Source organism: Xenorhabdus ishibashii (assembly GCF_002632755.1).
Lineage (GTDB): Bacteria > Pseudomonadota > Gammaproteobacteria > Enterobacterales > Enterobacteriaceae > Xenorhabdus > Xenorhabdus ishibashii.
In genome coordinates this window covers 3,072,656-3,094,411 of record NZ_NJAK01000001.1, presented here as the reverse complement: position 1 = coordinate 3,094,411, position 21,756 = coordinate 3,072,656, and the positions used below count along the sequence as shown (strand labels likewise).

Sequence of the window (21,756 nt, the reverse complement as noted above, 5' to 3'; positions counted from 1 at the left end):
AAGAAGACAAACACTGATGTTTTGTCTTTTCTTTTTTCCGCAATCAAAACAAACTAATCATGTGAATGTCCGGCAACTTGGCAACCACATTCTCCACCCCAATTTTTTAGCTTGGAGGTTTTCCCAATTCCCGGATTTAAGGTATTAGTTGGATCAATGACTTGATAGAAATGCTTAAGCTGGGGTTTGGCTTTATACAAGTGACCAACGTTATGTTCGGCAGGATATTCAGCTCCGCGCTGATGCAAAATTTCCAGCATTTTCGTTTTCAATGCATGGATATCTGTCCCTTTTTTGACAATATAGTCCTGGTGGAATACATAGCACATAAAATGTCCGTAATATAACTTATGGACTAACGCTTCATTGATTTCGGCTGGTAAAGTTTCAAGCCATTCACGATCATTACGCCGTAAGGCAATATCCAATGCCAAAATATCTTCCACTTCATCACTGTGAACAGCCTGGTAACGAATAGCTGCTCCTGCTGCGGCAAAACGGTGTAAAAATGCTTTCGTTCCTTCTTCTGGAGTACAAGCAAAATACTCCCCATCAACCTGCTTGAAGTAATTTTCCAACCACTCACTCGCTTCTTTTATACCTTCACCTGACATTTTCAACATTAAGTGATGTTCAAAACGATTTCGGTATTCTTTCAGGCGAGTAGGTAAATGGGAAGGCAATAAACGACTCACTCCCTGCATAACACGATCCGTTAAATGTGCCGGTAAAAATGGGACCTTACCTAATATGGCATCCATTCGTCCTTTCAAATTAAAAAACATTGGCATTTTATCTGTGCCTAGTTTATCAATCATGATAAAGGTGTCTTTTCCATATATTTCTGCAATATCAAATATATCCCGATGCATATATTCGCCGGCAACTGGCAGATGCTGGAAATTCGATAGAATATGACGACGCAATTCTGTCAATACTTCGGGTTGATTAGTACCGATATAAAAAACCTGTGAAGATGGCTCTGTCAAAAAAGTATCCAGTCGAACAGCAAAAACAACTAATTTACCCGCACAGCCAGAGGCTTCAAACAGCCTGCGTTCATCAGCATTAAACCGTGATGGTGTATCTGCCTCAACATCCCGCACACGCTGTGAATATTCATGATCAGAAGCGACCCTGTCACTATGTTGAATATCTTCGGTTCGATAACGTTGTTCTTCCAGACAAGTCAAAATATCCTCAGGTTGATCACCTAACGAGATCCCCAAATGGTTAATCAGTTCAGCTTCTCCCTTCTCATTAACACGGCCATAGAGCGCCATTTCAGTATAAGCTGGACCACGCTGAACCAAAGAGCCCCCTGAGCTATTGCAAATTCCGCCAATAACAGATGCTCCAATACAGGACGAACCAATAACCGAGTGTGGTTCACGTCCCAATGGTTTTAATACTTTTTCTAAATGCCACAACGTACTACCAGGGAATGCAATAACTTGGTTTGTTGATTGAAGAACCTGAATTTTATCCATTCGTAAGGTACTAATAATGACGATATCGCGGTCATAATCATTGCCACTCGGTGTTGATCCTTCCGTTAATCCAGTATTGGCTGCTTGCAGCAAAATAATTTTGTCAGCTTCAACACAGGCTTTAAATACTTTCCATTGTTCTAATAATGAACCCGGAAATACAACGGCAAGAGCCTCCCCTTGTCCAGAGCGGAAGCCTTTGCGGTAACGTTCCGTTTTTCGAGGTTCAGTGAGAATATGAGAAGATCCAACAATATTCGTGAGAGTGGCGATTAACCGCTGATTTTGGGGATTCCTAGCATCGTTCATAATAGTTCTCTTACCTTACTCAGGCCAAATAAACAGGCTTTTAATGAAAACAGGCATGGAAAATTATCTTATTATATGACGCTTTTTGATAATATTTGTATGATTTGCACTCTATTTTGTCATTTCAAGCAAAAAAAACAGCACCTGATGATGCTGTTTTTTAGTAATAGCAGTAACCTGAGATGTTTTCTGGTTATGATTCAGTAAACTGTGGCATTGGTTGACGGAAGCTACGAGTCAGGAAAAACATGTAAATAAGACCAATGCCTCCCCAAATCAAACCTAATTCCATAGAATTTGATTCTAAATTCACCCATAAAACACCCACTGTTGCAGCACCAAGAAGTGGCAAGATCAAGAAATTCAGGGTGTCTTTCAAGGTATTATTACGACGCTCACGAATATAGAATTGAGAAATCACTGATAAGTTAACGAATGTAAAGGCAACCAACGCACCAAAATTGATCAGTGCTGTAGCCGTGACTAGCTCCAACCAACATGCTGATAAGGCGATAATACCAACCAATATCACGTTAATTGCTGGAGTACGCCATTTAGGGTGAATATAAGCAAATATTTTTTCAGGCAATACACCGTCACGTCCCATAACATAGAGCAAACGAGATACACCCGCATGTGCAGCCATACCAGAAGCCATTACTGTGACACTGGAAAATATGAGAATCACATATTGGAATAACGCACCAGCAACATAAAGAATAATTTCTGGCTGGGAAGCGTCTGGGTTTTTAAACCGAGAAATATCCGGGAAATAGAGCTGTAAGAAATAAGATACTGCAATAAAGATCATGCCACCAATTAACGCGGTCAGGAAAATCGCTTTAGGAACAACCTTACCTGCATTTGGTGTTTCTTCCGACAAAGAACTAATGCCATCAAAACCAAGAAATGAGAAACAAAGTATTGTCGCACCAGTAATCATTGGAATTAATTGTGCTTCTTCTGATGTAAATGGCTGGATACTCAGTAGCGTTCCTGCACCTTCTCCACTATAAACACCACGGATCATTAACCCAACAAGTATCACCATAACAGCAATCTGGACGATCACAACGATGCTATTGATATTAGCAACGACATTAATACCACTCAGATTGATGATTGTCATAAGTGCAGTCAACACGACTACAAAGATCCATGGTTCAATACCAGGGAACAAAGCCTGTAGGTAAATCTTTGCCAATAATACATTGATCATCGGCATCAACATATAATCCAGTAAAGAAGACCAACCTACCATAAATCCAAGATGGGGGCTCATCGATTTTTGTACGTAAGTATAAGCAGAACCCGCCGATGGAAAACGCTTTATTAATTTTCCATAACTTAGCGCTGTAAATAAAATTGCAGTTAATGCAATAGCATAAGATGTCGCAACATGCCCACCGGTCAAACCAGAAACAATTCCAAATGTATCAAAAATAGTCATTGGCTGCAGATAGGCAAGCCCCATCATGACTACCTGGAACAGAGTCAATGTTCTTCTTAGTTGAACACGGTTGTCAGCACTGGCTTGGTTAATACCGAGTGCACTAGGAGTGGTGGTATTATGCAACATGAGCAAAACCTCCCATAACTTCGATCTGGGTACTGATACAACTACTTAATCGATAGTTACTGGGTAGACTTCGCATCTGTCTATAAACAGAAAAGAAAGAAGAATTGGAAAATGGTGAATTGACATAGGAGCTTGCCCCATAGTCATCATTGCAGCAACGAGCGCCAATTGGCACAAGTGCAAAAGAGAATAATTGCTCCATATTTGCATTCCTCAGTACAGCAACCCTATCTCGATGACGGCTGCTTATAGTCAATATCGATCCGGAACAGAATCCGGCCTCTTGGTGTTGTAAAAAATAATTCAAAGCAAAAAAAATAACTGATGCATATTTACGCATCAGTTATTTTTAGTGCACGCATTTTGCACTTCAAGTTCAGAAATAGCAAGCGCGATAACACTAAAAATTCATTATTTTTTACGACACTACAGAGCCTTATGGAGCAGGCTCTTACTGAGTTAGTGCTGAAACCTAACGCCATCATATCCTTCGATTGGCTTTCGATAAGTTTTTAGCACAGAGGAGAACTATTTACCATTTAATTATGATTTTTTTGATGGAAAAAAATCATCCCGCCGTGACCTAAAGTCGATGGCGGGATGATTTTATATGATGTCCGAATGTTAAGTATAATGATTAATATTTATTATAAGAAAAATATTAATTAAAAATCATAATTAATGCCAATGTTGTAGCGGCGGCCATCCAGAACTGCATCGTGGGTTTCTTCAGTTACTCGTTTGTCAAAAACGTTATAAATTCCACCTAACAAGCGTAGATTTTTAGCCAAATTATAAGTTACCCCTAGATCGACAAAAGTATAAGAAGGAGTTCCATCTTTCATACTAGAGCGATACTGATAATTCTTTGTTTTACTGCGGAAATTAATACGTGTCCATGTATCTAATTCAGATAGCGGTTGCCAGTTTAAGGTTGCATTTGCCATATGTGTTGGCATTTTGTTTAATGGCTGACCTTTAAAATCACCACTTTTTTGCTCAGAATCGGTATAAGTATAGTTTGCTGCCAATGATAAATTTTCAACAATGCTCCAATTCATGGTGGTTTCAATACCTCGAATATTAGCTTTATCAACATTTGTACGCTTGTTAATAAAATCATAATCGTCACCACCGAGCTTACAATCTTTATCGCAATCTCTAACTTCAGTAATTTTGTCTTTAAAGGCAGTATTAAAAACGGTGACACCAATATTAAAGTTTTCTAGGTTATTCCAGATAATACTAATTTCTTCATTAACACTTTTTTCTGGCTTGAGATCTGGATTCCCTAAGATCATTCCATTACTAAATCGCCCACCTGTTGTCTGTCCCCAGTTAGGAGCAACTTGCCTTATATCTGGAGAACGATAACCGGTAGAAATGCCACCCTTAACAGTCCATTGTTCATCAGCATGCCATACTCCATATAGACGAGGTGTCCAATGCATTCCAAAATTTTGATCTTTATCTAATCGCACTCCACTAGTAAGAGCAAAATCATTAATCATTTGCCACTCGTCTTCTAAGACTAATGCCCAACTCCAGCGGGTTAACTTATTAATATCTTTAGCCGAAGGTAGTTTATTGCTATTGTCTCGCAAATCTTCATAACGATATTGGCCGCCAATGCTTACTGTATGGTCGTCGAATACAAATGTCGTATGGTTGTTAAATACCGTATCATTGTTTTTCATTTCACGTTCAGGGTTACGAGACTCATCTCTTTGAATATAAGAAGTCATCGTACCAAAACCATAAATGCCATGATGAGTAATAGCGTAATTATTACGTTTATAACGACTTATATCATCTTCACAAGATTTTGGCTGACAGTCACGTGTCTTACCAATAGTTGAATCGCGATCTTGTTCATAACGGCCTGCCTCAAAAGTAAAAGCATTTTCCTCATTTGGTGTCAAAGAGAACGCTACTGCACCATTGCGTATTTCCTGTTCTCTAAATCCCCCTAAGAATTTATCTTCATTGCGATGAGAATATGATCCATTCACTCTTAAGCCCAATAATCCATCAATTATTGGTCCTGCGGCATAAATACTGCTCTGATAACTATTACCAGAATCTTTACTCTCAGTCAGGGTAGAGTCCGCTTTCAGAGTTAAATGCCATTCTTTCTGAGCCTTACGAGTAATAACATTGATCACTCCTCCCATAGCATCAGAGCCATATAGAGAAGACATTGGTCCCCGTATCACTTCAATACGCTCAATCGCGGCCAATGGTGGTAACCACCCCTGCTCAATACCAGAACCATCACTATTTGGACGAGTACTACGTGTATCAACACGCCTACCATCAACTAAGATCATAGTATATTTGGAAGCCATACCACGAATACTGATATCACTACTACTACCACCGCCAGTAACAACCACTCCCGGCACATCTTTCAATGCATCGGTCACATCACGGTAGGCTTTAGTTTCCAACTGTTCGCGGCTAACAACGGAAATAGAAGCAGGTGCATCCTCGATCTTTTGCTGGAAACCTGACGCAGTGGTTACAACAATTTTATCTTCACCATTATTAGCAGCTAAAACAGCGCTGGATGAAATAGCAGCAATAATACCTAATACAACTTTTTTCTTTGCAAAGACAGTCATTCCCGATTCTCCAAAAGGTAGAATAGAATTGTTTAAACAATATGGATAACAGACACATACTCGCAATACAGGAATAATAAAATTATTCCTGTCAGGTTATATTTATTAAATTCCACTTCAATTGTATTAAAGCGAATTATGGCTTTTATATTTTAACTTATGAATTCTGTCACCAAACCATCAATTAATACTTGTGGTATGCCCTGAGAACAACGTTCAATTCGGCCTTTAATACCATAAACTTCTGCCAAACTGCTTGGTGTAATAACCTGTTCAGGTTTACCTTCAGAAATTAATTTACCTTTTTTTAGCATTAATACATGATCACCATGACGTAATGCAATATTAATGTCATGAACAACAACAATTGTAATAATATTACGCTGGCGCGTTTCACGTGCAACTAAATCCATGACATGATATTGGTAATTTAAATCCAGTGCACTTAATGGTTCATCTAATAATAATAATGTCGGACGGCGGATTAATGATTGAGCCAATCCAACTAACTGTTTTTGACCACCAGATAATTGATCCAAATAGCTGAGTGCCAAATGTTCAATACCAAGCTGGCGTAATAGCTCCATGACTTCCTGTTCACATTGGCTATTGCTCACACCACCAGATGCTCGTTGGGCAACAATTACCGATTCCAATACATGAAGATGTACACCTGCCGGTAATGTTTGCGGCAAATAAACGACGTTTTGGGCACGTTGGGCAAAATTCATCTTCATCAGATCCTGCCCATCCAATAGCAGTTCGCCACTGGCTTTATTCAATCCAGCCAGCGAACGCAGAAGTGTGGATTTACCACAACCATTCGGTCCCAACAATACCGTAATTTGACCACGTGGCAATGTGTTGACATCCAAATTTTCAATCACGGAGTGCTTTGGATATCCCGCCGTCAGGCAATTGATTTTTAATCCCTGACTCATACAGTTCCCCTATGGCGTAAGACTATGCTAAGGAAGAAAGGCACACCAACCAACGATGTCACTATCCCAACCGGTATAATAATGCCCGGTATCAGGTTCTTAGAAGCAATGGAAGCTATGGATAAAACTAATGCACCAATCAATGCACTCGCAGGCAAGAAGAAACGGTGATCTTCACCAAACATCATTCTGGCGATATGAGGAGCCACCAATCCAATAAAAGCAATAGGGCCAACAAACGCAACCGCCAATGCGGTCAGGATACTGATACGCAATAATGTTCCCAAACGAAGGCGGCTAATGTTGATGCCAAAACTGATAGCTCGATCTTCTCCCAGACGCAGTGCAGTCAATTTCCAGGAATTGCTCAATGAGACAGGCATAATGACAGAGAAAACGAGTACCATAATACCCAATTTTTCCCATGTCGCCCTGCCAAGGCTACCCATTGTCCAGAAAACCAATCCCTGTAAGGTATCTTCCGTAGCGATAAATTGCATCATCGAAACTAACGCTTCAAAGGTAAACACCATCGCAATTCCGAACAATACAACGCCTGAGGTTGCAACTCTTGTCCAACGGGTAATGCCATCAAGCATTAAAGCAGCCAAAAATGCAAAGAGAAAAGCGTTTGCGGAAATAAACCACTGATCCGGTATCCCTGGAATGCCAATACCAAGCACAATGGCTAATGCCGCACCAAAAGAAGCTGCATTGGAAACCCCCAAAGTAAATGGGCTGGCTAGCGGGTTATTCAGGATGGTCTGCATTTCAGCACCGGCCAGTCCAAGCGATAGGCCGATCACTACCGCCATCAGGGCATAGGGCAATCGAATATCCCAAACAATCACCCTTGTTGCTGCGTTAACACTCTCTGGTGAAAACAGGGTTTGCCAGAGGGTTTGCAGCGATAACCCTGATGGTCCCATGGTAAAATCCAGTACAACAGAAATGCCAATCGCCAGGGCGATGAATAATATCCATGCAATACGTCGGCGCAGGATATGACGATAATGTGCTTTTATATCGCACTCACTCAATTGCTGTTTCACCATTGGCATAGGCTCGGTAGTGACACTCATTTTTATTACCTGTTACTGCTTATTTCTCGCTGACCCAATATGTACCTAACGGTTCAATAGCCAAGAATTTATTATGAAGTTCTTTCAATGTTTGTTGCGGATCTAAATCAGCGAATTTTTCAGGATAGAACCATTTAGCAAAAACTTGTGTAACAACAACATTATAAGGAGAGTTATAGTAGTGATGCCAAATCGCATAGCTACGCCCTTCCTTCACAGCAGTTAAGTTATTGATCCCTTTACGTTCAGTGATTTCTTTCAGGCCTGCGCGGGTAATATCGGCAGAAGTTTGGGCGCCCATTTTGATCCCCTCACCTTTGTCACCTGGATCTTGTGCACCGCTTGCGATGTAAATATAAGGATCTTCAGCAATGACTTTTTCCAGATTCATTGTGCCCAAAGGAGAAGGAAGTACTTCTTTGGCGATGTTTTTGCCACCCGCCAAATCAATGAAGTTCCCCATATTGCCGTTACCTGCTGTACCACAGCAATCTTCACTAGAACCTGCTCTCAGTTCAATAAATACGGAAGGTTTCTCAGCGTTTGGTACACGATCCGTAATATCGGTTACCAATTTTAGATTTTTTTCATAAAAATCAGCGTAAGCATTAGCCTGATCTTCACGATGCAAAATTTTGCCCAGCATACGGATGCTAGGTAATGTATTTTTCAGGGGGTCATTGCGGAAATCGACAAAAACAACAGGTACACCCGCTTTTTCCAACTGTTTCACCAATTCACTGTTTTTTCCTGGGCCATGTCCAGACAGACCAAAAATTGCAACGTCAGGATTGAGTGTAAGCACTTTCTCGGAACTGACACTATCAGCGCTGGTGTTACCAATCAGAGGGATATTATCGATTTCAGGGAATTTAGCTTTATAAACAGCGTAAGTTTGTGGGTCCAGTTTACGGAAATCACCTTGCCAGCCAGCGATACGAGCCAGAGGTTTATCTCCTTCCAATATGGCAACAGAATGGAATAGACGACCTTCACCCAACAAGATACGGTTAACTTTCTCTGGCACTTCAACAGTACGTCCAGCAACATCAGTGACTGTTTCAGCCCAAGATGCAAAACTTGCCATCATGGCAGAACCTGCCATTAAACTGATACTCATACTTTTCACAACTGTTCGAAATACAAACTTCACTTTAGTTAGCCTCTTCACACAACAATTTTGCTGCTAACAATAAAGCAAATAAGAATACTTATCAATGCCGATTGGAATGGTATATCCGAAATTTACTATCGATATTTCTTCCCTAACCCCCTGAAAAATAAAAACTGCCAGTTTCATCACAAAACAGGCAGTTTTTGCAAAATAAAACCAATAATATTTTAATTAAAAACCACCAATACACTAATCATTTATTAACATATTATTCTTTATCAGTATATGTGAATATTGGAAATTCCATTTCACTGTACTTAACAAAGCGAGTTTTCTTTTTCAGCTTGTAACTAAACCAAATAATCAGGAATAGGGGGATGCCGATGTAGGTTGCAGTTACTCCGTACCAGTCGATTTTATCTTGCAAAAATGCCTGATAATTTTGGCCTAAAGTGATAACCAGACATAAAATAAAGGCAAAAATCGGCCCAATCGGGAAGAAACCTGAACGATATGGCAGGTCATTGATATCCAAACCTTTAGCAATATAGCCTTTGCGAAAACGGTAATGGCTGATTGCAATTCCGAGCCATGCAATAAACCCTGTCATACCTGAGGTATTCAATAACCACAAATAGACGGTTTGGTTACCAAACATGGAGCTAAGAAAACACAACCCTGCAACCAAGGTTGTAACATAAAGCGCATTACGCGGAACACCACCTTTAGACAGATGACTAAAAATTTTCGGAGCCTTACCCTCTTTTGCCAGTGTGAATAGCATACGGGTAGAAGCATACATTCCCGAATTTCCCGCTGACAAAACAGCCGTCAATATCACCGCATTCATTATGGCAGCCGCTGATAATAAACCAGCATTTTCAAATACCAGTGTAAATGGGCTAACACTGATATCTTTCACACCATTGCGCAACAAATTAGGATCAGTATAAGGAATGATCAGGCTGATAATTAAAATCGCAAATACATAGAACAATAAGATACGCCAGAATACCTTGCGCACAGCACGAGGGATATTTTTTGCCGGATCTTTAGATTCTCCCGCGGTAATACCTATCAATTCAGTCCCTTGAAAGGAAAAACCGACAATCATTGCCACTCCGATCATGGCTGCAAAACCACCCGCAAAAGGAGCATCATCAACTGCCCAATTATGCCAGCCGGCACCTTCAGCGCCTTTCATGATGCCGAAAATCATGAGCACACCAACAGCGATGAACACAATAACCGTGGAGACTTTGATCAAGGAAAACCAATATTCTGCTTCACCAAAGCCTTTAACGGAGATGAAATTCAACAGGAAAATTATGCCAAGGAACAACGCACTCCATACCCAACCAGGCACATCATTAAACCAGTAACCCATCACCAATTGGGCAGCGACAAGGTCAACCGCAATCGTCACCGCCCAGTTGTACCAATAGTTCCACCCCAGAGCGAAACCAAAGCCTTCATCAACATATTTGGAACCATAAGTTGAAAATGAGCCTGAAACTGGCATATACGCGGCCAATTCACCTAAGCTGGTCATCAAAAAATAGACCATTAAGCCAATTAATGCATAGGAAAGTAAAGCCCCACCTGGGCCAGCCTGAGAAATTGTTGCGCCAGAAGCAACAAATAATCCCGTGCCAATTGATCCACCTATGGCAATCATTGCCATATGTCGTGCTTTTAACTCACGACGCAGGGTTTTTGGGGCCTGATCCTGCGGCATGCTTTCTTCTCGAGACATTCTATTCCTATATCATTTGAAATGAATTTAATGCGGAATTGTAACAAATCCTTGTCTCCAGAATAGCAGCGATTCGTGGTTATAAGATACCTTCATAATCCATAGCTAATTATTAGCTACACGATTATTTTAGTTACAATAACTCAGTAACTTCCGTAATGCATTGGATATGTGTTTCTGGCGATGGTAAATCAGGTACAAGGTACGATTGAGGCTAAGTCCAGGAATAATCAGTTCAGATAGTGTTCCATTTTTCAGTTGTTCCTGAACAACTCGCCGTGAAAGACAACTGATCCCCATGCCATATTGAACAGCATGTTTGATGGCTTCCGAATTACCCAATTCCATCGCAATATTGAATCTCGGCATTTGTGAGAACAACAGGTGATCCAAAATTTCTCTTGTTCCTGAACCTTTTTCTCTCAATATCCAAGGCGCTTGGATCAAATCCTCCACGCTCAGTTCACGTTGCAATAACGGACTTTCTGGGGAGGAAAAAACAATCAACTCATCTTTCATCCACGGCTGTGTGATCAATGCAGGATCATGGCATAATCCTTCAATCAATCCCAAATCAACACGGAACTCGACAACTGCCCTGATTACGTCGCCAGTATTGCTGATATTCAATTCCAATGGTGTTTCAGGGTAATCCTGACGATATTTTGCCAGCATTTCAGGTAACATATAGTTTCCAATCGTACTGCTGGCTGCTAACCGCAATGCTCCCAATTCAAGTTTGAAAAGCTGTTCCACTTCACCAGCCTGTTCAAGTAATGCCAATGCCTTAGGATAGAGCAAACGCCCATGTTCATTGGTGACCAGACGTTTTCCGACCCTATCAAACAGTTGTACTCCCAACTGCCCTTCAAGATCTGTCAGTGAAGCACTCACAGCAGATTGTGATAACGCTAATTGCTGAGAAGCCTGTGTCGTTGAACCACTTTTCAGAACTTCTGCAAAAATTTCCAGTTGCCTCAGAGTGATACGCATATGGCCTCACGGGAAGCTAAATAAAAGGGAAAGGTAATCTTGATTTTAGACAGTATTATGCAACTTAACAAAAGTCACCCATAATTAATCTATTTTGGTGTTTATATATATAAATATTATCAATTTTATTACTTTGAAAATCTTCTATATGCTTATTCCTAAAATGCATAAGCTAATAGAGCTGCCACAATGTCTGAAAATCAAGTAGAGAAATTTACCAGAGTCCACCAGAATAGCGCATTGAGATTCATTCCCGGTATTCTATTAGCCACAGTCCTGACGGCAATCGCCATCTGTATCGGTACGCTCCCTTGGTTTATAAATATGGGATTGGGAGCACTGACTCTTGCCATCTTATTGGGGATCATTATCGGTAATACTCTGTATCCTTTCTTAAAATCTACCTGTGATAGCGGCATCCATTTTTGCAAACACTATCTACTACGAGCAGGCATCATTCTTTATGGATTTCGTCTGACTTTTCAACAAATCACAGATGTTGGTACAACAGGGATATTGATTGATGTCATCATGCTTTCTTCAACATTTTTTATGGCATTATGGATTGGACGTGCTTTTTTTCGACTGGACAGCCAAACCGTGATCCTAATTGGGGCTGGAAGCAGCATTTGTGGAGCTGCCGCGGTTATGGCAACAGAACCCGTCGTCAAAGCTCCGGCCAGCAAAGTTGCTGTTGCCGTCTCTACCGTCGTTATTTTTGGCACACTGGCAATATTTATCTATCCGTGGTTTTATCAACTCAATGCTCACTATCAATGGTTTGATTTCACTCAGGAAACATTTGGCATTTTTTCTGGTTCAACTGTTCATGAAGTAGCCCAAGTTGTTGCCATTGGGCATGCATTAGGAAGCGATGCGGAAAATGCAGCGGTTATCAGTAAAATGATCCGTGTCATGCTATTGGCGCCTTTTTTATTACTGCTTTCTGGCTACCTCAGTCGCACAGAAGTTAAAAATTGTCCCCAAAAATTCCCGATCACTATTCCGTGGTTTGCGGTGTTCTTTATTGTCACTGCGGGTTTCAACTCTTTTCATCTATTACCTGAATCCCTTGTTAACCATATCATTGCCACTGATACCATCATGCTGGCAATGGCAATGGTTGCTTTAGGGTTAACCACCCATATCAGTGCTATTCGTCAGGCTGGGGTTAAGCCCATCTTGTTGGCATTCATTTTGTTTGTCTGGCTGGTAGTAGGAGGATTAATCGTCAATCAGGGCATCCATCATTTATTACGCTAATTCAGAACGCAGGGATATTAAACTGACTTGTGCGACCCAAATTTTATCAAAAAGGTGAACAATGCCATAATGACGAAAACACAGGAGAAAATGATATGAAATTTGTTGGAGCCCATGTGAGCGCTTCGGGTGGTGTTGATCAGGCAGTGATCCGTGCTCATGAATTAAATGCAACGGCATTTGCCCTGTTTACAAAAAACCAGCGCCAATGGCATGCCGCACCGTTATCGACAGATGTCATTGATAAATTTAAAGCAAACTGTGAACGTTACGGTTATGGTAGCCGACAAATTCTTCCCCATGACAGCTACCTAATTAACCTTGGTCACCCTGAAACAGATGGTCTGGAAAAATCCCGCGCTGCGTTCCTTGATGAAATGCAGCGCTGTGAACAATTAGGCATCGACTTGCTGAATTTCCATCCGGGCAGCCATCTCAACAAAATTGACATCGATAAGTGCCTCGCCCGTATTGCAGAATCCATTAATATTACTTTGGACAAAACACAGGGAGTCACTGCCGTTATCGAAAATACCGCCGGTCAAGGCACTAACCTTGGTTTTAAATTCGAACAACTGGCGGCAATTATTGACGGTGTCGAAGACAAAACCCGCGTTGGAGTCTGCATTGACACCTGTCACGCTTTTGCGGCTGGTTACGATTTACGCACTGAAAAAGATTGCAATGCGACTTTCAAGGCATTCGATGAAATTGTTGGATTCAAATATCTTAAGGCCATGCATTTAAACGATGCCAAAAGTGAATTTTCCAGCCGCGTTGACCGCCATCACAGCCTTGGTGAGGGCAATATCGGTAAAACACCTTTTAGCTATATCATGAAAGATGAACGTTTCAATGGTATTCCCTTGGTTCTTGAAACGATCAATCCAGATATTTGGGCTGAAGAAATTGCCTGGCTAAAATCCCAGCAAAGTTAATTACCTGACTGAAATTAACTCTATCCTCGCCATCATTGATGCAAGTTCAGTACGGCTTTTAATCCCAACACTCGGCTGGCTAACCGTGAGTGCAGAAACTGCGGTTGCCAGACGCAATGTGTGTTCGCTGGATTCTCTCATCAGCAAACCATAGACCAATCCCCCGACCATAGAATCCCCTGCTCCAACTGTGCTGACTACTTCACAATGTGGTGGTTTTGCCAACCATGCACCAGAGGCATTGACCCATAATGCACCCTGCTCTCCCAGTGAAATAACAACGTGGGCGATCCCATCATTGCGCAATTCATAAGCTGCATCAATAACGCTATCTAAATCCGGCAATGGTTTACCCGCCCAAACCTCCAATTCATAACGATTGGGTTTTACCAGCCAAGGCGACGCCTTAAGGCCAGCGACAAGAGCTTCACGGCTACTGTCGAAAATAACGCAGGGACAAGATTGTTTTAATCGCATCATCCAATCCGCAAATAATTCTGCTGTAATCCCTTCGGGCAAACTACCGCTGACAACAACCATATCGAACTGCCCCAGCCATGTCAGAGAATCACTGACAAACCGATTCCATTCTTCTTCTGTCACATGGAAACCAGAAAAATTGAAATCTGTCACTTCACCCTGTTTTTCGGTCAGCTTGACATTAATACGTGTTCTCCCAGAGACGAGATGAAAACGATTTATCATTCTGTTTTTGCTAAAAAATTGCTGAAATCCGTCCTGATTTTCTCGTCCCAAAAAACCACTGACCGTCACATCAATGCCTAAATCACGCAGCACCTTCGCAACATTGTTTCCTTTACCAGCAGCGTGAAGCCCTGCCGTCTGTACACGGTTAACATTTCCCTTAACAATATCTGGGCATAAGCCAACTAAATCATAAGCTGGATTTAAGGTAATTGTGGCAACTCGGCGGCTCATCTTGCCCGATATCTCCTGAATAAACAGTCATAAGTAATATTAAATTTTATCTGTTATTTATAACATCAAAATTGAATCGTTTCAGTTAAAATTACAGCTCAATTGGTCATTGTGTTAATGCAATCTAAAAGTAAAAATATGCAACGGAATAATTTCTTATTAGATGACTAAAATCAATCTGAACCAAAGTAAGTAGATACTAGTCGGAGGAATATATCAGTGTCAGTCGTTGTCGGAGTGGGCGTCATTATCACCAATGATAAGGGCGAAATTCTACTGGGAAAACGTACCAGCCAGCATGCACCATACTGGTCAATTTTCGGTGGTCATGTTGATCCCGGCGAATCCTTTGAAGAATGTGCTATTCGTGAAATTAAAGAAGAGATTGATCTAACAATCCATGACCCTAAAGTTTACGGTATTTGCAATAATCTCGAAACCTATCGTGAAGAAGGAAAGCACACAGTTTCAGTCTGTTTGCTGGCACAGTATGCCGGAGGTGAGCCGAAATTAATGGAGCCCGATAAATGTGAACAATTAATGTGGTGTGATCCTGACCATCTTCCAGAACCTCATTTTGAGGCCAGCCGTAATGCCATCAAATTATGGCAAAAAGCGCAATTCTATTCCGCAAGCTGATACCAAACTTCCTACAGGCAGGTTTTCCCAGATAACCTGCCCTACCTTTGTATGCAAAATGCGCCAAAAGCAATTTGATTATTTTTCTTAATTATTTGTTTACACATATAATTTATTTATGTATCGTTGCGCTAGTACAAGGTAACACCATTCATCAGGAGTCTCTATGACCATTGAGGTAACGCAAAATTTGAAACGCCCCTCTATAATTGGTGGCGCTATGATCATTGCCGGAACTGCTGTCGGCGCGGGTATGTTTTCTATTCCGATTGTTACATCAGGTGTCTGGTTTACAGGATCAATCATTTTGCTGTTGTATACCAGTGCATGTATGTATTTCTCTGGCCTGATGATCCTGGAAGCCAATATAAATTACCCCGCTGGTTCCAGTTTTCATACTGTTACTAAAGATTTACTAGGCAGAAGTTGGAGCCTCCTCAATGACTTATCCATCGCCTTCGTTCTGTATATATTAACTTATGCTTATATTTCAGCAGGTGGCTCAATTCTTTCTCACAATATCGAGAGTATTATTCCACTACCCCAATCAATATCTGGATTATGTTTTGCCTTTATCGTTGCCTTTATTGTTTGGTTATCGACTAAAGCAGTAGATCGCTTAAGTACTATCTTGATAGGTGGCATGGTAATTACCTTTATTATGTCTGTCGGTGGAATGTTTACCGAAGTCAAGCCAGCCATCTTATTTGATCAAGCCAATACCAATTCAGACTATTTACCCTATGCTTTAATCTCCTTACCTTATTTACTGGCCTCATTTGGCTATCACGGTAACGTTCCGGGGCTGGTTAAGTATTACCATAAAGACAGTAAAGCCGTCACACACAGCTTGCTATACGGGACATTGATAACATTAGCGATTTACATTTTATGGCAGTACGTCATTCAGGGAAATATTCCACGTGAAGCCTTCAAGCAAATCATTGCTGATGGCGGTAATATTGGTCACTTATTGCAGCAGATGGATAATACTTCTGGTAATACAACCGTAACTCAATTCTTAAATGTCTTCTCATATATGGCCTTAGCGAGTTCATTCCTAGGTGTATCATTAGGATTATTTGATTATCTGGCAGATTGCTTTAAATTCGGCGACCATCGCAATGGTCGTTTTAAAACAGCACTGATTACATTCGTTCCCCCGACTGCATTGGCACTGATTTTTCCAAACGGCTTCTTATATGCAATCGGCTTTGCTGGCCTGGCAGCAACCATTTGGGCAGTTATTGTTCCTGCTTTAATGGCTCGAGCTAGTCGTAAGCGCTATCCAACATCCAGCTATCGGGCTCCGGGCGGTAATTTTTTGATTGTCTTTGTTATCCTATTCGGTTTGGTAAATGCATTAGCACACATTCTCTCTCTGTTTGATTTGTTGCCAGTTTATCGTTAATGTTTTTCCTTCCGCCCCAGTATTTTTACTGGGGCATTCATTCACTTCTTGCCTAATAGGCCAACTGCGAGTAATTTTGTCGCCACTTAAATATTCATTCCACTATTCCCTTGTTTTTACAGAAGGTATCTATGGCTAGAGCCAATGAAATTAAGCGCGGCGCTGCAATCAGCTACAATGGAAAACTATTATTAGTTAAAGACATCGATATTCAGTCACCCAGCGCACGCGGTGCCAGCACTCTATATAAAATGCGTTTTACCGATATTCGTACTGGTCAGAAAGTGGAAGAACGTTTCAAAGGTGATGATATTCTTGAAACTATCACATTGACCCGCCGTAGTGTCAGTTTCTCCTATATTGATGGTGATGAATATATCTTTATGGATGACGAAGATTTCACCCCTTATCACTTCAAAAAAGATCAAATCGAAGAAGAACTGTTATTTATTCCCGAAGAAGGTTTACCTGGAATGCAGGTCCTGACAATGGATGGGCAATTGTTAGCTCTTGAATTGCCTCAAACTGTTGATATGGTTATTGAAGAAACATCACCAGGTATTAAGGGTGCATCAGCGAGTGCCCGCACTAAACCGGCTAAAATGAATACAGGGTTGACTATTCAAGTTCCTGAGTATTTGAGTTCTGGTGAAAAAATTCGTATCCATATTGCAGAACGTCGCTATATGGGACGTTGTGACTAATTCTTGATCATTAAATATGAGTTGCTCTTTTGGCGAGAATAACGTTCTATAGCAAAGGGCAACTCATCGTCTATGAAGTTAGAAATAATCCACATTAACAATTGCCACACGTTTCTGATTATCAGTCCACTTCACTCTGGAAACACCAATGTTACCAGGAAGCATGACATCGCCTTTTGTTTTGTGAGTTGAAATGATTTGTTTAACAGTGAGATTTTTACCTAATCGATAGCAAGAGATATTGGCTTGAGTGTTTGATATAACGACTTGACATCCTGGATCAACAATCGCACCTGAAAACCGAATTACTCCTCCTTTAGATTCGGCATATCCATAAGAAAGCCACGAAACCAATAAACAACTAATTAACAGCTTAAGATAATTTTTCATGGTCACCTCACTTTCGTTTTTCCATTAACTAAAACTCAGCTACCTTTTATTCCTTCATCTCCATAATAACTATTTCATGTAAAAAAAATACGACATTGAGAACTTTTATTGATAAATATCAAAAGTGATTTTTCAATTAAAAAATAGACACATTATTTCTATTAGTTAATTAAAAAACCGTTATTAATAATCATTGTTAGAATTAAGTCACAGTTAAGTTTATTGATTTTTATTTATATTATTTAGCTAAATTAAATAATTATTATACTTTTATGTAACATTTAATGATAAGTTACAATAACAATACCCAATTCTTTATTTTTTCCCACCCATTTTATTTCTTCTGTTCCAATATGTTTTTCAATCGACAGTGGGGCCTTCCTATCCTTCTGATATTCTACAATTTTTTCTTGAATCAATTGCTTGCCATTATACCAGCAGACCATTTCAGTATGTTTTTTATCCCAGCTAAGTTGGCACGGAGGCTCGACGATGGCACCGTAGAAATAAATATTTCCCGAACTGGAAGTTGATGGAGAATTCGCCATTACAGGATAATAAGACAAAGACATGAACAAAAAAGTCGTCATTTTTCGTAACATAAGCATTCAACCTCCACTACAAGTGTTATTATCTTTTTTCAACTTTAGCTCGAGCTAATTTGAAAACCAGATAATGGTGTAACGCTCTGCTATATAACGATATAACGTCAAATGAAACTTTTTCTTTATACTTTTTATTAATTCGAACCACAATTCGATACAATATTCTAATAAGTTGGGATATGGTAAAATCTATTGATGGTTATTTAATCATAGTCAGGTGCTGACATTGCATCAAATATATATTATCGGTACTGCCGTGGGGATTTAGCTATTTTTTCGATATCATAAAAATAGTTACATATTTATCAACAATAAAATTTAGCGATGAACTATACAAATATACTGATATAATCACATGTTAACCACAGTATCCAATGGTGATTACGCTTCCTCATAAATTTTGTTATAGTCCCTTTCCAAGTTAATTTGTCTGCCAAATTCCATTTTACGTGTTAAATAGGTATCTCATGACTCGCAGTCACCCACTCGCTATATTTATTCTCAATATCCTTGGTATCACCCTGTTCCTCTCATGGTACTTGCCTGAAAATCACGGCTTTTGGTTCCATATTGATTCTGCCATTTTTTATTTTTTTAATGAAAAATTACTGTCAGGTTCGAAATTTGCCCTATTTGTCGCTATCGCGAATGTTAGGGCATTCGATGTTATATCACTTCTATGCATGGGCCTGCTTTATTACAGCGCATTTCGCAAACAAGATTACGCCGGCAAACGCCGACTCTTCATGATTGGCTTAGTCATGCTTATCTCTGCCGTCATCATTAACCAAATAGGCCATCAAATCCCCGTTAGCCGCCCAAGTCCAACGTTAACATTTGAAAATGTTAATCGTATAAACGAAATGACAAACTGGCATACAAAAGATGCGTCCAAAGATAGCTTTCCTGGTGATCACGGTTTAATGCTCCTAATTTTCAGTAGTTTCATTCTACGTTACATCTCCCGCAGCGCATTCTGCATTGCTCTACTGATTATGGTCGCTTTTGCTCTTCCCCGTATTATGGCAGGTGCTCACTGGTTTACAGACATTGCTGTAGGCTCTTTATCTTTAACACTGATCGGTATGAGCTGGGTGTTGCTAACCCCATTAAGTGATATTATGGCGACATGGCTAGACAAAAAATTACCGCATATTAGTCGCAATAATTAAATGCATAATATCGAGGAGATATCTGCTATCTCCTCGATATTACCTCATATTTATTAAGACAGTATAAAATAACAACATTTTATCCTAACCCATTAGTTCCTAATCTAATTTTTTGTAAAGAACTCTTTTTGTCTCTCGCTTTTTACTCATGATTTCAGTAATCTTTCCTGCGTCCTGTTTATTAAAATAATATGTTTTGTAAAGATAGTAATAAAATGTGTTATTTCGCACACTTTATGGATGGGAAATTTGTTAATTCACCGTATTCTGACTAGGCTTTAGAACATTTAGTGTTTTCATGATAGTGATAAGTCACGTTAAGGACTGCAAGGAAAAATCAATAACATGGTTAAATCTAAACCAACACTAAGATACATCTTGCGGCTGATACCCGCAATTATAGCGGCAGTAGTACTAACCGCATGTAGTTCACCAGATTCTAACCTACGCAATAAACAAACTGAGACGCATGCAGTAAACACTGGAAAGCATTATTTACTGCAAGCATCTCAGGATGAATTTGAAAACCTGGTCAGCAAATTAGACATTAAGTCTAAGATACTCAATCAATACGCAGACTGGAAAGGTGTAGCCTATCGGTTTGGTGGAAACACCAAACGCGGCATTGATTGTTCTGCTTTTGTGCAGCGCACTTTTCATGATCAATTTGGTATGGAGTTACCACGCTCCACATTAGAACAACAGAATATAGGGCAGACCGTTAGTCGCTCTAAATTGCAGGCTGGTGATCTGGTACTGTTTAAGACTGGGGTTCACAGGCGCCATGTCGGCATCTACATCGGCAATAATCAATTTGTTCATGCTTCAACCAGTAATGGAGTCATCGTTTCCAAATTAACCGATACTTACTGGAGTAAACGCTACTATGGTGCAAGACGAGTGTTATCAGGTAACCTAAAAGCCTCGACTTAACTGACACCTAACGTGATTTATTACTGAGATTTTACCTTGCAGACATTAAAAAAACGCTTCCATTTAAGAAGCGTTTTTTATCAATGAGCAAAATCATAGTGGATACAGCGCAGTTATATTTTCTGCAATTGCAGCGCCTAACGTCTTTAAACGACATATCACTGCACTCTCATCTTCCTTAGAAAAAAACAAACATGGTTCTCCTTCCCATTCAATCACAGCACTCGGTATCTGCATATCAGCGATGGACTGATTTATAACATACAAAATTTCCCGTGCTTCTTCGCCTTCATGGCTTAATAATTTAAGCCCCATTAGGCTACTTCCTAAATCTGTTTCTTCTGTTGGTAAAATCTCAACTTTTGTACCAACAAAGCCAGTTGACCACCGATAACTTTGCGGCAGTCTGTGTACTACCGAAAGTTGGATATTATTCACGTATCATTCCTATTAGAAACAACATTAATACATCTAACCACCAGTTGTAGGTTATCGATTCGTCAAAACCGAATAACCATTCAACAAAAAAGTAAATAAAAGGTTAAAATAAAAATCGCGTTACCGCACTTACTTCACTTCCCACCTCAAAAAAAGTGCGACCTTGCTCGCATTTTATATATATTTATACTGTTTAGGTAAAAAATTCAACTTATTTTTATGCAAAGAAGCAACCTTTAGTTCAAATTTTATTTACATATTTTTTTCTTTCAGACGTTATTACATATCAATAAAAGCATAATCTTTTTATTTACAATAGGTTAAATAATGACAGTCCTATAATCTTCTATAGTCGTAAAATCATTATTAAATATTAACAAAAAAGCAACACATCAATACTTATTGGATATACTAAAGTTAACAAACCCTTACATTT

20 protein-coding genes are annotated in these 21,756 nt (G+C 39.9%); 7 read left to right on the top strand and 13 right to left on the bottom strand.

The window, feature by feature from the left end; all coding sequences use genetic code 11:
* Positions 1-53: 53 nt before the first annotated feature.
* The 9 genes from dld to yieE form a co-directional block, all read right to left on the bottom strand.
* Positions 54-1,799: a D-lactate dehydrogenase gene (dld, locus tag Xish_RS14635; RefSeq protein WP_099118458.1), complete on the bottom strand. Its 1,746-nt coding sequence runs from the start codon at positions 1,797-1,799 to the stop codon at positions 54-56.
* A 193-nt stretch (positions 1,800-1,992) separates the two neighbouring features.
* Positions 1,993-3,378 carry an APC family permease gene (locus Xish_RS14630; protein ID WP_099118457.1) on the bottom strand — a complete coding sequence of 462 codons (1,386 nt, stop codon included), beginning with the start codon at positions 3,376-3,378 and terminating at the stop codon, positions 1,993-1,995.
* Complete coding sequence (locus Xish_RS14625; protein ID WP_099118456.1) at positions 3,368-3,580, bottom strand: hypothetical protein; 213 nt, start codon at positions 3,578-3,580, stop codon at positions 3,368-3,370. The genes Xish_RS14630 and Xish_RS14625 overlap by 11 nt, the downstream gene beginning before the upstream one ends.
* A 463-nt stretch (positions 3,581-4,043) precedes the next feature.
* Entirely contained in the window at positions 4,044-6,002 is a 1,959-nt protein-coding gene (locus tag Xish_RS14620; RefSeq protein ID WP_099118455.1) for a ligand-gated channel protein, read from the bottom strand.
* A gap of 152 nt (positions 6,003-6,154) precedes the next feature.
* Positions 6,155-6,943, bottom strand: coding sequence for an ABC transporter ATP-binding protein (locus tag Xish_RS14615; RefSeq protein WP_099118454.1), 789 nt, complete (start codon positions 6,941-6,943; stop codon positions 6,155-6,157).
* Positions 6,940-8,025, bottom strand: coding sequence for a FecCD family ABC transporter permease (locus Xish_RS14610; RefSeq protein ID WP_099118453.1), 1,086 nt, complete (start codon positions 8,023-8,025; stop codon positions 6,940-6,942). The genes Xish_RS14615 and Xish_RS14610 overlap by 4 nt, the downstream gene beginning before the upstream one ends.
* A 19-nt stretch (positions 8,026-8,044) precedes the next feature.
* Positions 8,045-9,145, bottom strand: coding sequence for an ABC transporter substrate-binding protein (locus tag Xish_RS14605; protein WP_208614827.1), 1,101 nt, complete (start codon positions 9,143-9,145; stop codon positions 8,045-8,047).
* Between the two features lie 262 nt (positions 9,146-9,407).
* A complete protein-coding gene (locus Xish_RS14600; RefSeq protein WP_425275040.1) occupies positions 9,408-10,877 on the bottom strand; it encodes an amino acid permease in 1,470 nt (489 codons plus the stop codon).
* Between the two features lie 147 nt (positions 10,878-11,024).
* The gene (gene yieE, locus Xish_RS14595) at positions 11,025-11,888 is read right to left on the bottom strand and encodes a DNA-binding transcriptional regulator YeiE (protein WP_099118450.1); all 864 of its coding nucleotides are present in this window, start codon (positions 11,886-11,888) and stop codon (positions 11,025-11,027) included.
* Positions 11,889-12,077: 189 nt separating this feature from the next.
* Between yieE and Xish_RS14590 the strand changes: the two genes are divergently transcribed.
* Both Xish_RS14590 and nfo read left to right on the top strand, forming a co-directional pair.
* A complete protein-coding gene (locus tag Xish_RS14590) occupies positions 12,078-13,151 on the top strand; it encodes a YeiH family protein (RefSeq protein WP_099118449.1) in 1,074 nt (357 codons plus the stop codon).
* A 95-nt stretch (positions 13,152-13,246) separates the two neighbouring features.
* Entirely contained in the window at positions 13,247-14,089 is an 843-nt protein-coding gene (gene nfo, locus Xish_RS14585; protein ID WP_099118780.1) for a deoxyribonuclease IV, read from the top strand.
* Here the strand turns inward: nfo and fruK are convergent, their stop codons facing one another.
* Positions 14,090-15,028: a 1-phosphofructokinase gene (fruK, locus tag Xish_RS14580; protein WP_099118448.1), complete on the bottom strand. Its 939-nt coding sequence runs from the start codon at positions 15,026-15,028 to the stop codon at positions 14,090-14,092.
* A 219-nt stretch (positions 15,029-15,247) separates the two neighbouring features.
* Between fruK and Xish_RS14575 the strand changes: the two genes are divergently transcribed.
* The 3 genes from Xish_RS14575 (at position 15,248) to yeiP (ending at position 17,782) form a co-directional block, all read left to right on the top strand.
* A complete protein-coding gene (locus Xish_RS14575) occupies positions 15,248-15,667 on the top strand; it encodes a nucleotide triphosphate diphosphatase NUDT15 (RefSeq protein WP_099118447.1) in 420 nt (139 codons plus the stop codon).
* A gap of 166 nt (positions 15,668-15,833) precedes the next feature.
* Positions 15,834-17,078: a tryptophan permease gene (gene mtr / locus Xish_RS14570; protein WP_099118446.1), complete on the top strand. Its 1,245-nt coding sequence runs from the start codon at positions 15,834-15,836 to the stop codon at positions 17,076-17,078.
* Positions 17,079-17,209: 131 nt separating this feature from the next.
* Positions 17,210-17,782, top strand: a complete 573-nt coding sequence (yeiP, locus tag Xish_RS14565; RefSeq protein ID WP_099118445.1) for an elongation factor P-like protein YeiP — start codon at positions 17,210-17,212, stop codon at positions 17,780-17,782.
* Positions 17,783-17,860: 78 nt separating this feature from the next.
* Here the strand turns inward: yeiP and Xish_RS14560 are convergent, their stop codons facing one another.
* On the bottom strand, positions 17,861-18,172 hold the full coding sequence (locus tag Xish_RS14560) for a type 1 fimbrial protein (RefSeq protein ID WP_099118444.1): 312 nt from the start codon (positions 18,170-18,172) through the stop codon (positions 17,861-17,863).
* 281 nt (positions 18,173-18,453) lie between these two features.
* Entirely contained in the window at positions 18,454-18,774 is a 321-nt protein-coding gene (locus Xish_RS14555) for a type 1 fimbrial protein (protein ID WP_099118779.1), read from the bottom strand.
* Between the two features lie 470 nt (positions 18,775-19,244).
* Between Xish_RS14555 and Xish_RS14550 the strand changes: the two genes are divergently transcribed.
* Positions 19,245-19,949, top strand: a complete 705-nt coding sequence (locus tag Xish_RS14550; protein WP_099118443.1) for a phosphatase PAP2 family protein — start codon at positions 19,245-19,247, stop codon at positions 19,947-19,949.
* A gap of 345 nt (positions 19,950-20,294) precedes the next feature.
* A complete protein-coding gene (mepS, locus tag Xish_RS14545; RefSeq protein ID WP_099118442.1) occupies positions 20,295-20,882 on the top strand; it encodes a bifunctional murein DD-endopeptidase/murein LD-carboxypeptidase in 588 nt (195 codons plus the stop codon).
* A 93-nt stretch (positions 20,883-20,975) separates the two neighbouring features.
* Here mepS and Xish_RS14540 read toward each other — a convergent pair whose 3' ends face one another.
* Positions 20,976-21,320 carry a YejG family protein gene (locus tag Xish_RS14540; protein WP_099118441.1) on the bottom strand — a complete coding sequence of 115 codons (345 nt, stop codon included), beginning with the start codon at positions 21,318-21,320 and terminating at the stop codon, positions 20,976-20,978.
* Positions 21,321-21,756: the final 436 nt, after the last annotated feature.

Coding starts and splice junctions, on each gene's coding strand:
- dld (WP_099118458.1), bottom strand. CDS start 1,799: ATGAACGATGCTAGGAATCCCCAAAATCAGCGGTTAATCGCCACTCTC.
- Xish_RS14630 (WP_099118457.1), bottom strand. CDS start 3,378: ATGTTGCATAATACCACCACTCCTAGTGCACTCGGTATTAACCAAGCC.
- Xish_RS14625 (WP_099118456.1), bottom strand. CDS start 3,580: ATGGAGCAATTATTCTCTTTTGCACTTGTGCCAATTGGCGCTCGTTGC.
- Xish_RS14620 (WP_099118455.1), bottom strand. CDS start 6,002: ATGACTGTCTTTGCAAAGAAAAAAGTTGTATTAGGTATTATTGCTGCT.
- Xish_RS14615 (WP_099118454.1), bottom strand. CDS start 6,943: ATGAGTCAGGGATTAAAAATCAATTGCCTGACGGCGGGATATCCAAAG.
- Xish_RS14610 (WP_099118453.1), bottom strand. CDS start 8,025: ATGAGTGTCACTACCGAGCCTATGCCAATGGTGAAACAGCAATTGAGT.
- Xish_RS14605 (WP_208614827.1), bottom strand. CDS start 9,145: ATGAGTATCAGTTTAATGGCAGGTTCTGCCATGATGGCAAGTTTTGCA.
- Xish_RS14600 (WP_425275040.1), bottom strand. CDS start 10,877: ATGCCGCAGGATCAGGCCCCAAAAACCCTGCGTCGTGAGTTAAAAGCA.
- yieE (WP_099118450.1), bottom strand. CDS start 11,888: ATGCGTATCACTCTGAGGCAACTGGAAATTTTTGCAGAAGTTCTGAAA.
- Xish_RS14590 (WP_099118449.1), top strand. CDS start 12,078: ATGTCTGAAAATCAAGTAGAGAAATTTACCAGAGTCCACCAGAATAGC.
- nfo (WP_099118780.1), top strand. CDS start 13,247: ATGAAATTTGTTGGAGCCCATGTGAGCGCTTCGGGTGGTGTTGATCAG.
- fruK (WP_099118448.1), bottom strand. CDS start 15,028: ATGAGCCGCCGAGTTGCCACAATTACCTTAAATCCAGCTTATGATTTA.
- mtr (WP_099118446.1), top strand. CDS start 15,834: ATGACCATTGAGGTAACGCAAAATTTGAAACGCCCCTCTATAATTGGT.
- yeiP (WP_099118445.1), top strand. CDS start 17,210: ATGGCTAGAGCCAATGAAATTAAGCGCGGCGCTGCAATCAGCTACAAT.
- Xish_RS14560 (WP_099118444.1), bottom strand. CDS start 18,172: ATGAAAAATTATCTTAAGCTGTTAATTAGTTGTTTATTGGTTTCGTGG.
- Xish_RS14555 (WP_099118779.1), bottom strand. CDS start 18,774: ATGTTACGAAAAATGACGACTTTTTTGTTCATGTCTTTGTCTTATTAT.
- Xish_RS14550 (WP_099118443.1), top strand. CDS start 19,245: ATGACTCGCAGTCACCCACTCGCTATATTTATTCTCAATATCCTTGGT.
- mepS (WP_099118442.1), top strand. CDS start 20,295: ATGGTTAAATCTAAACCAACACTAAGATACATCTTGCGGCTGATACCC.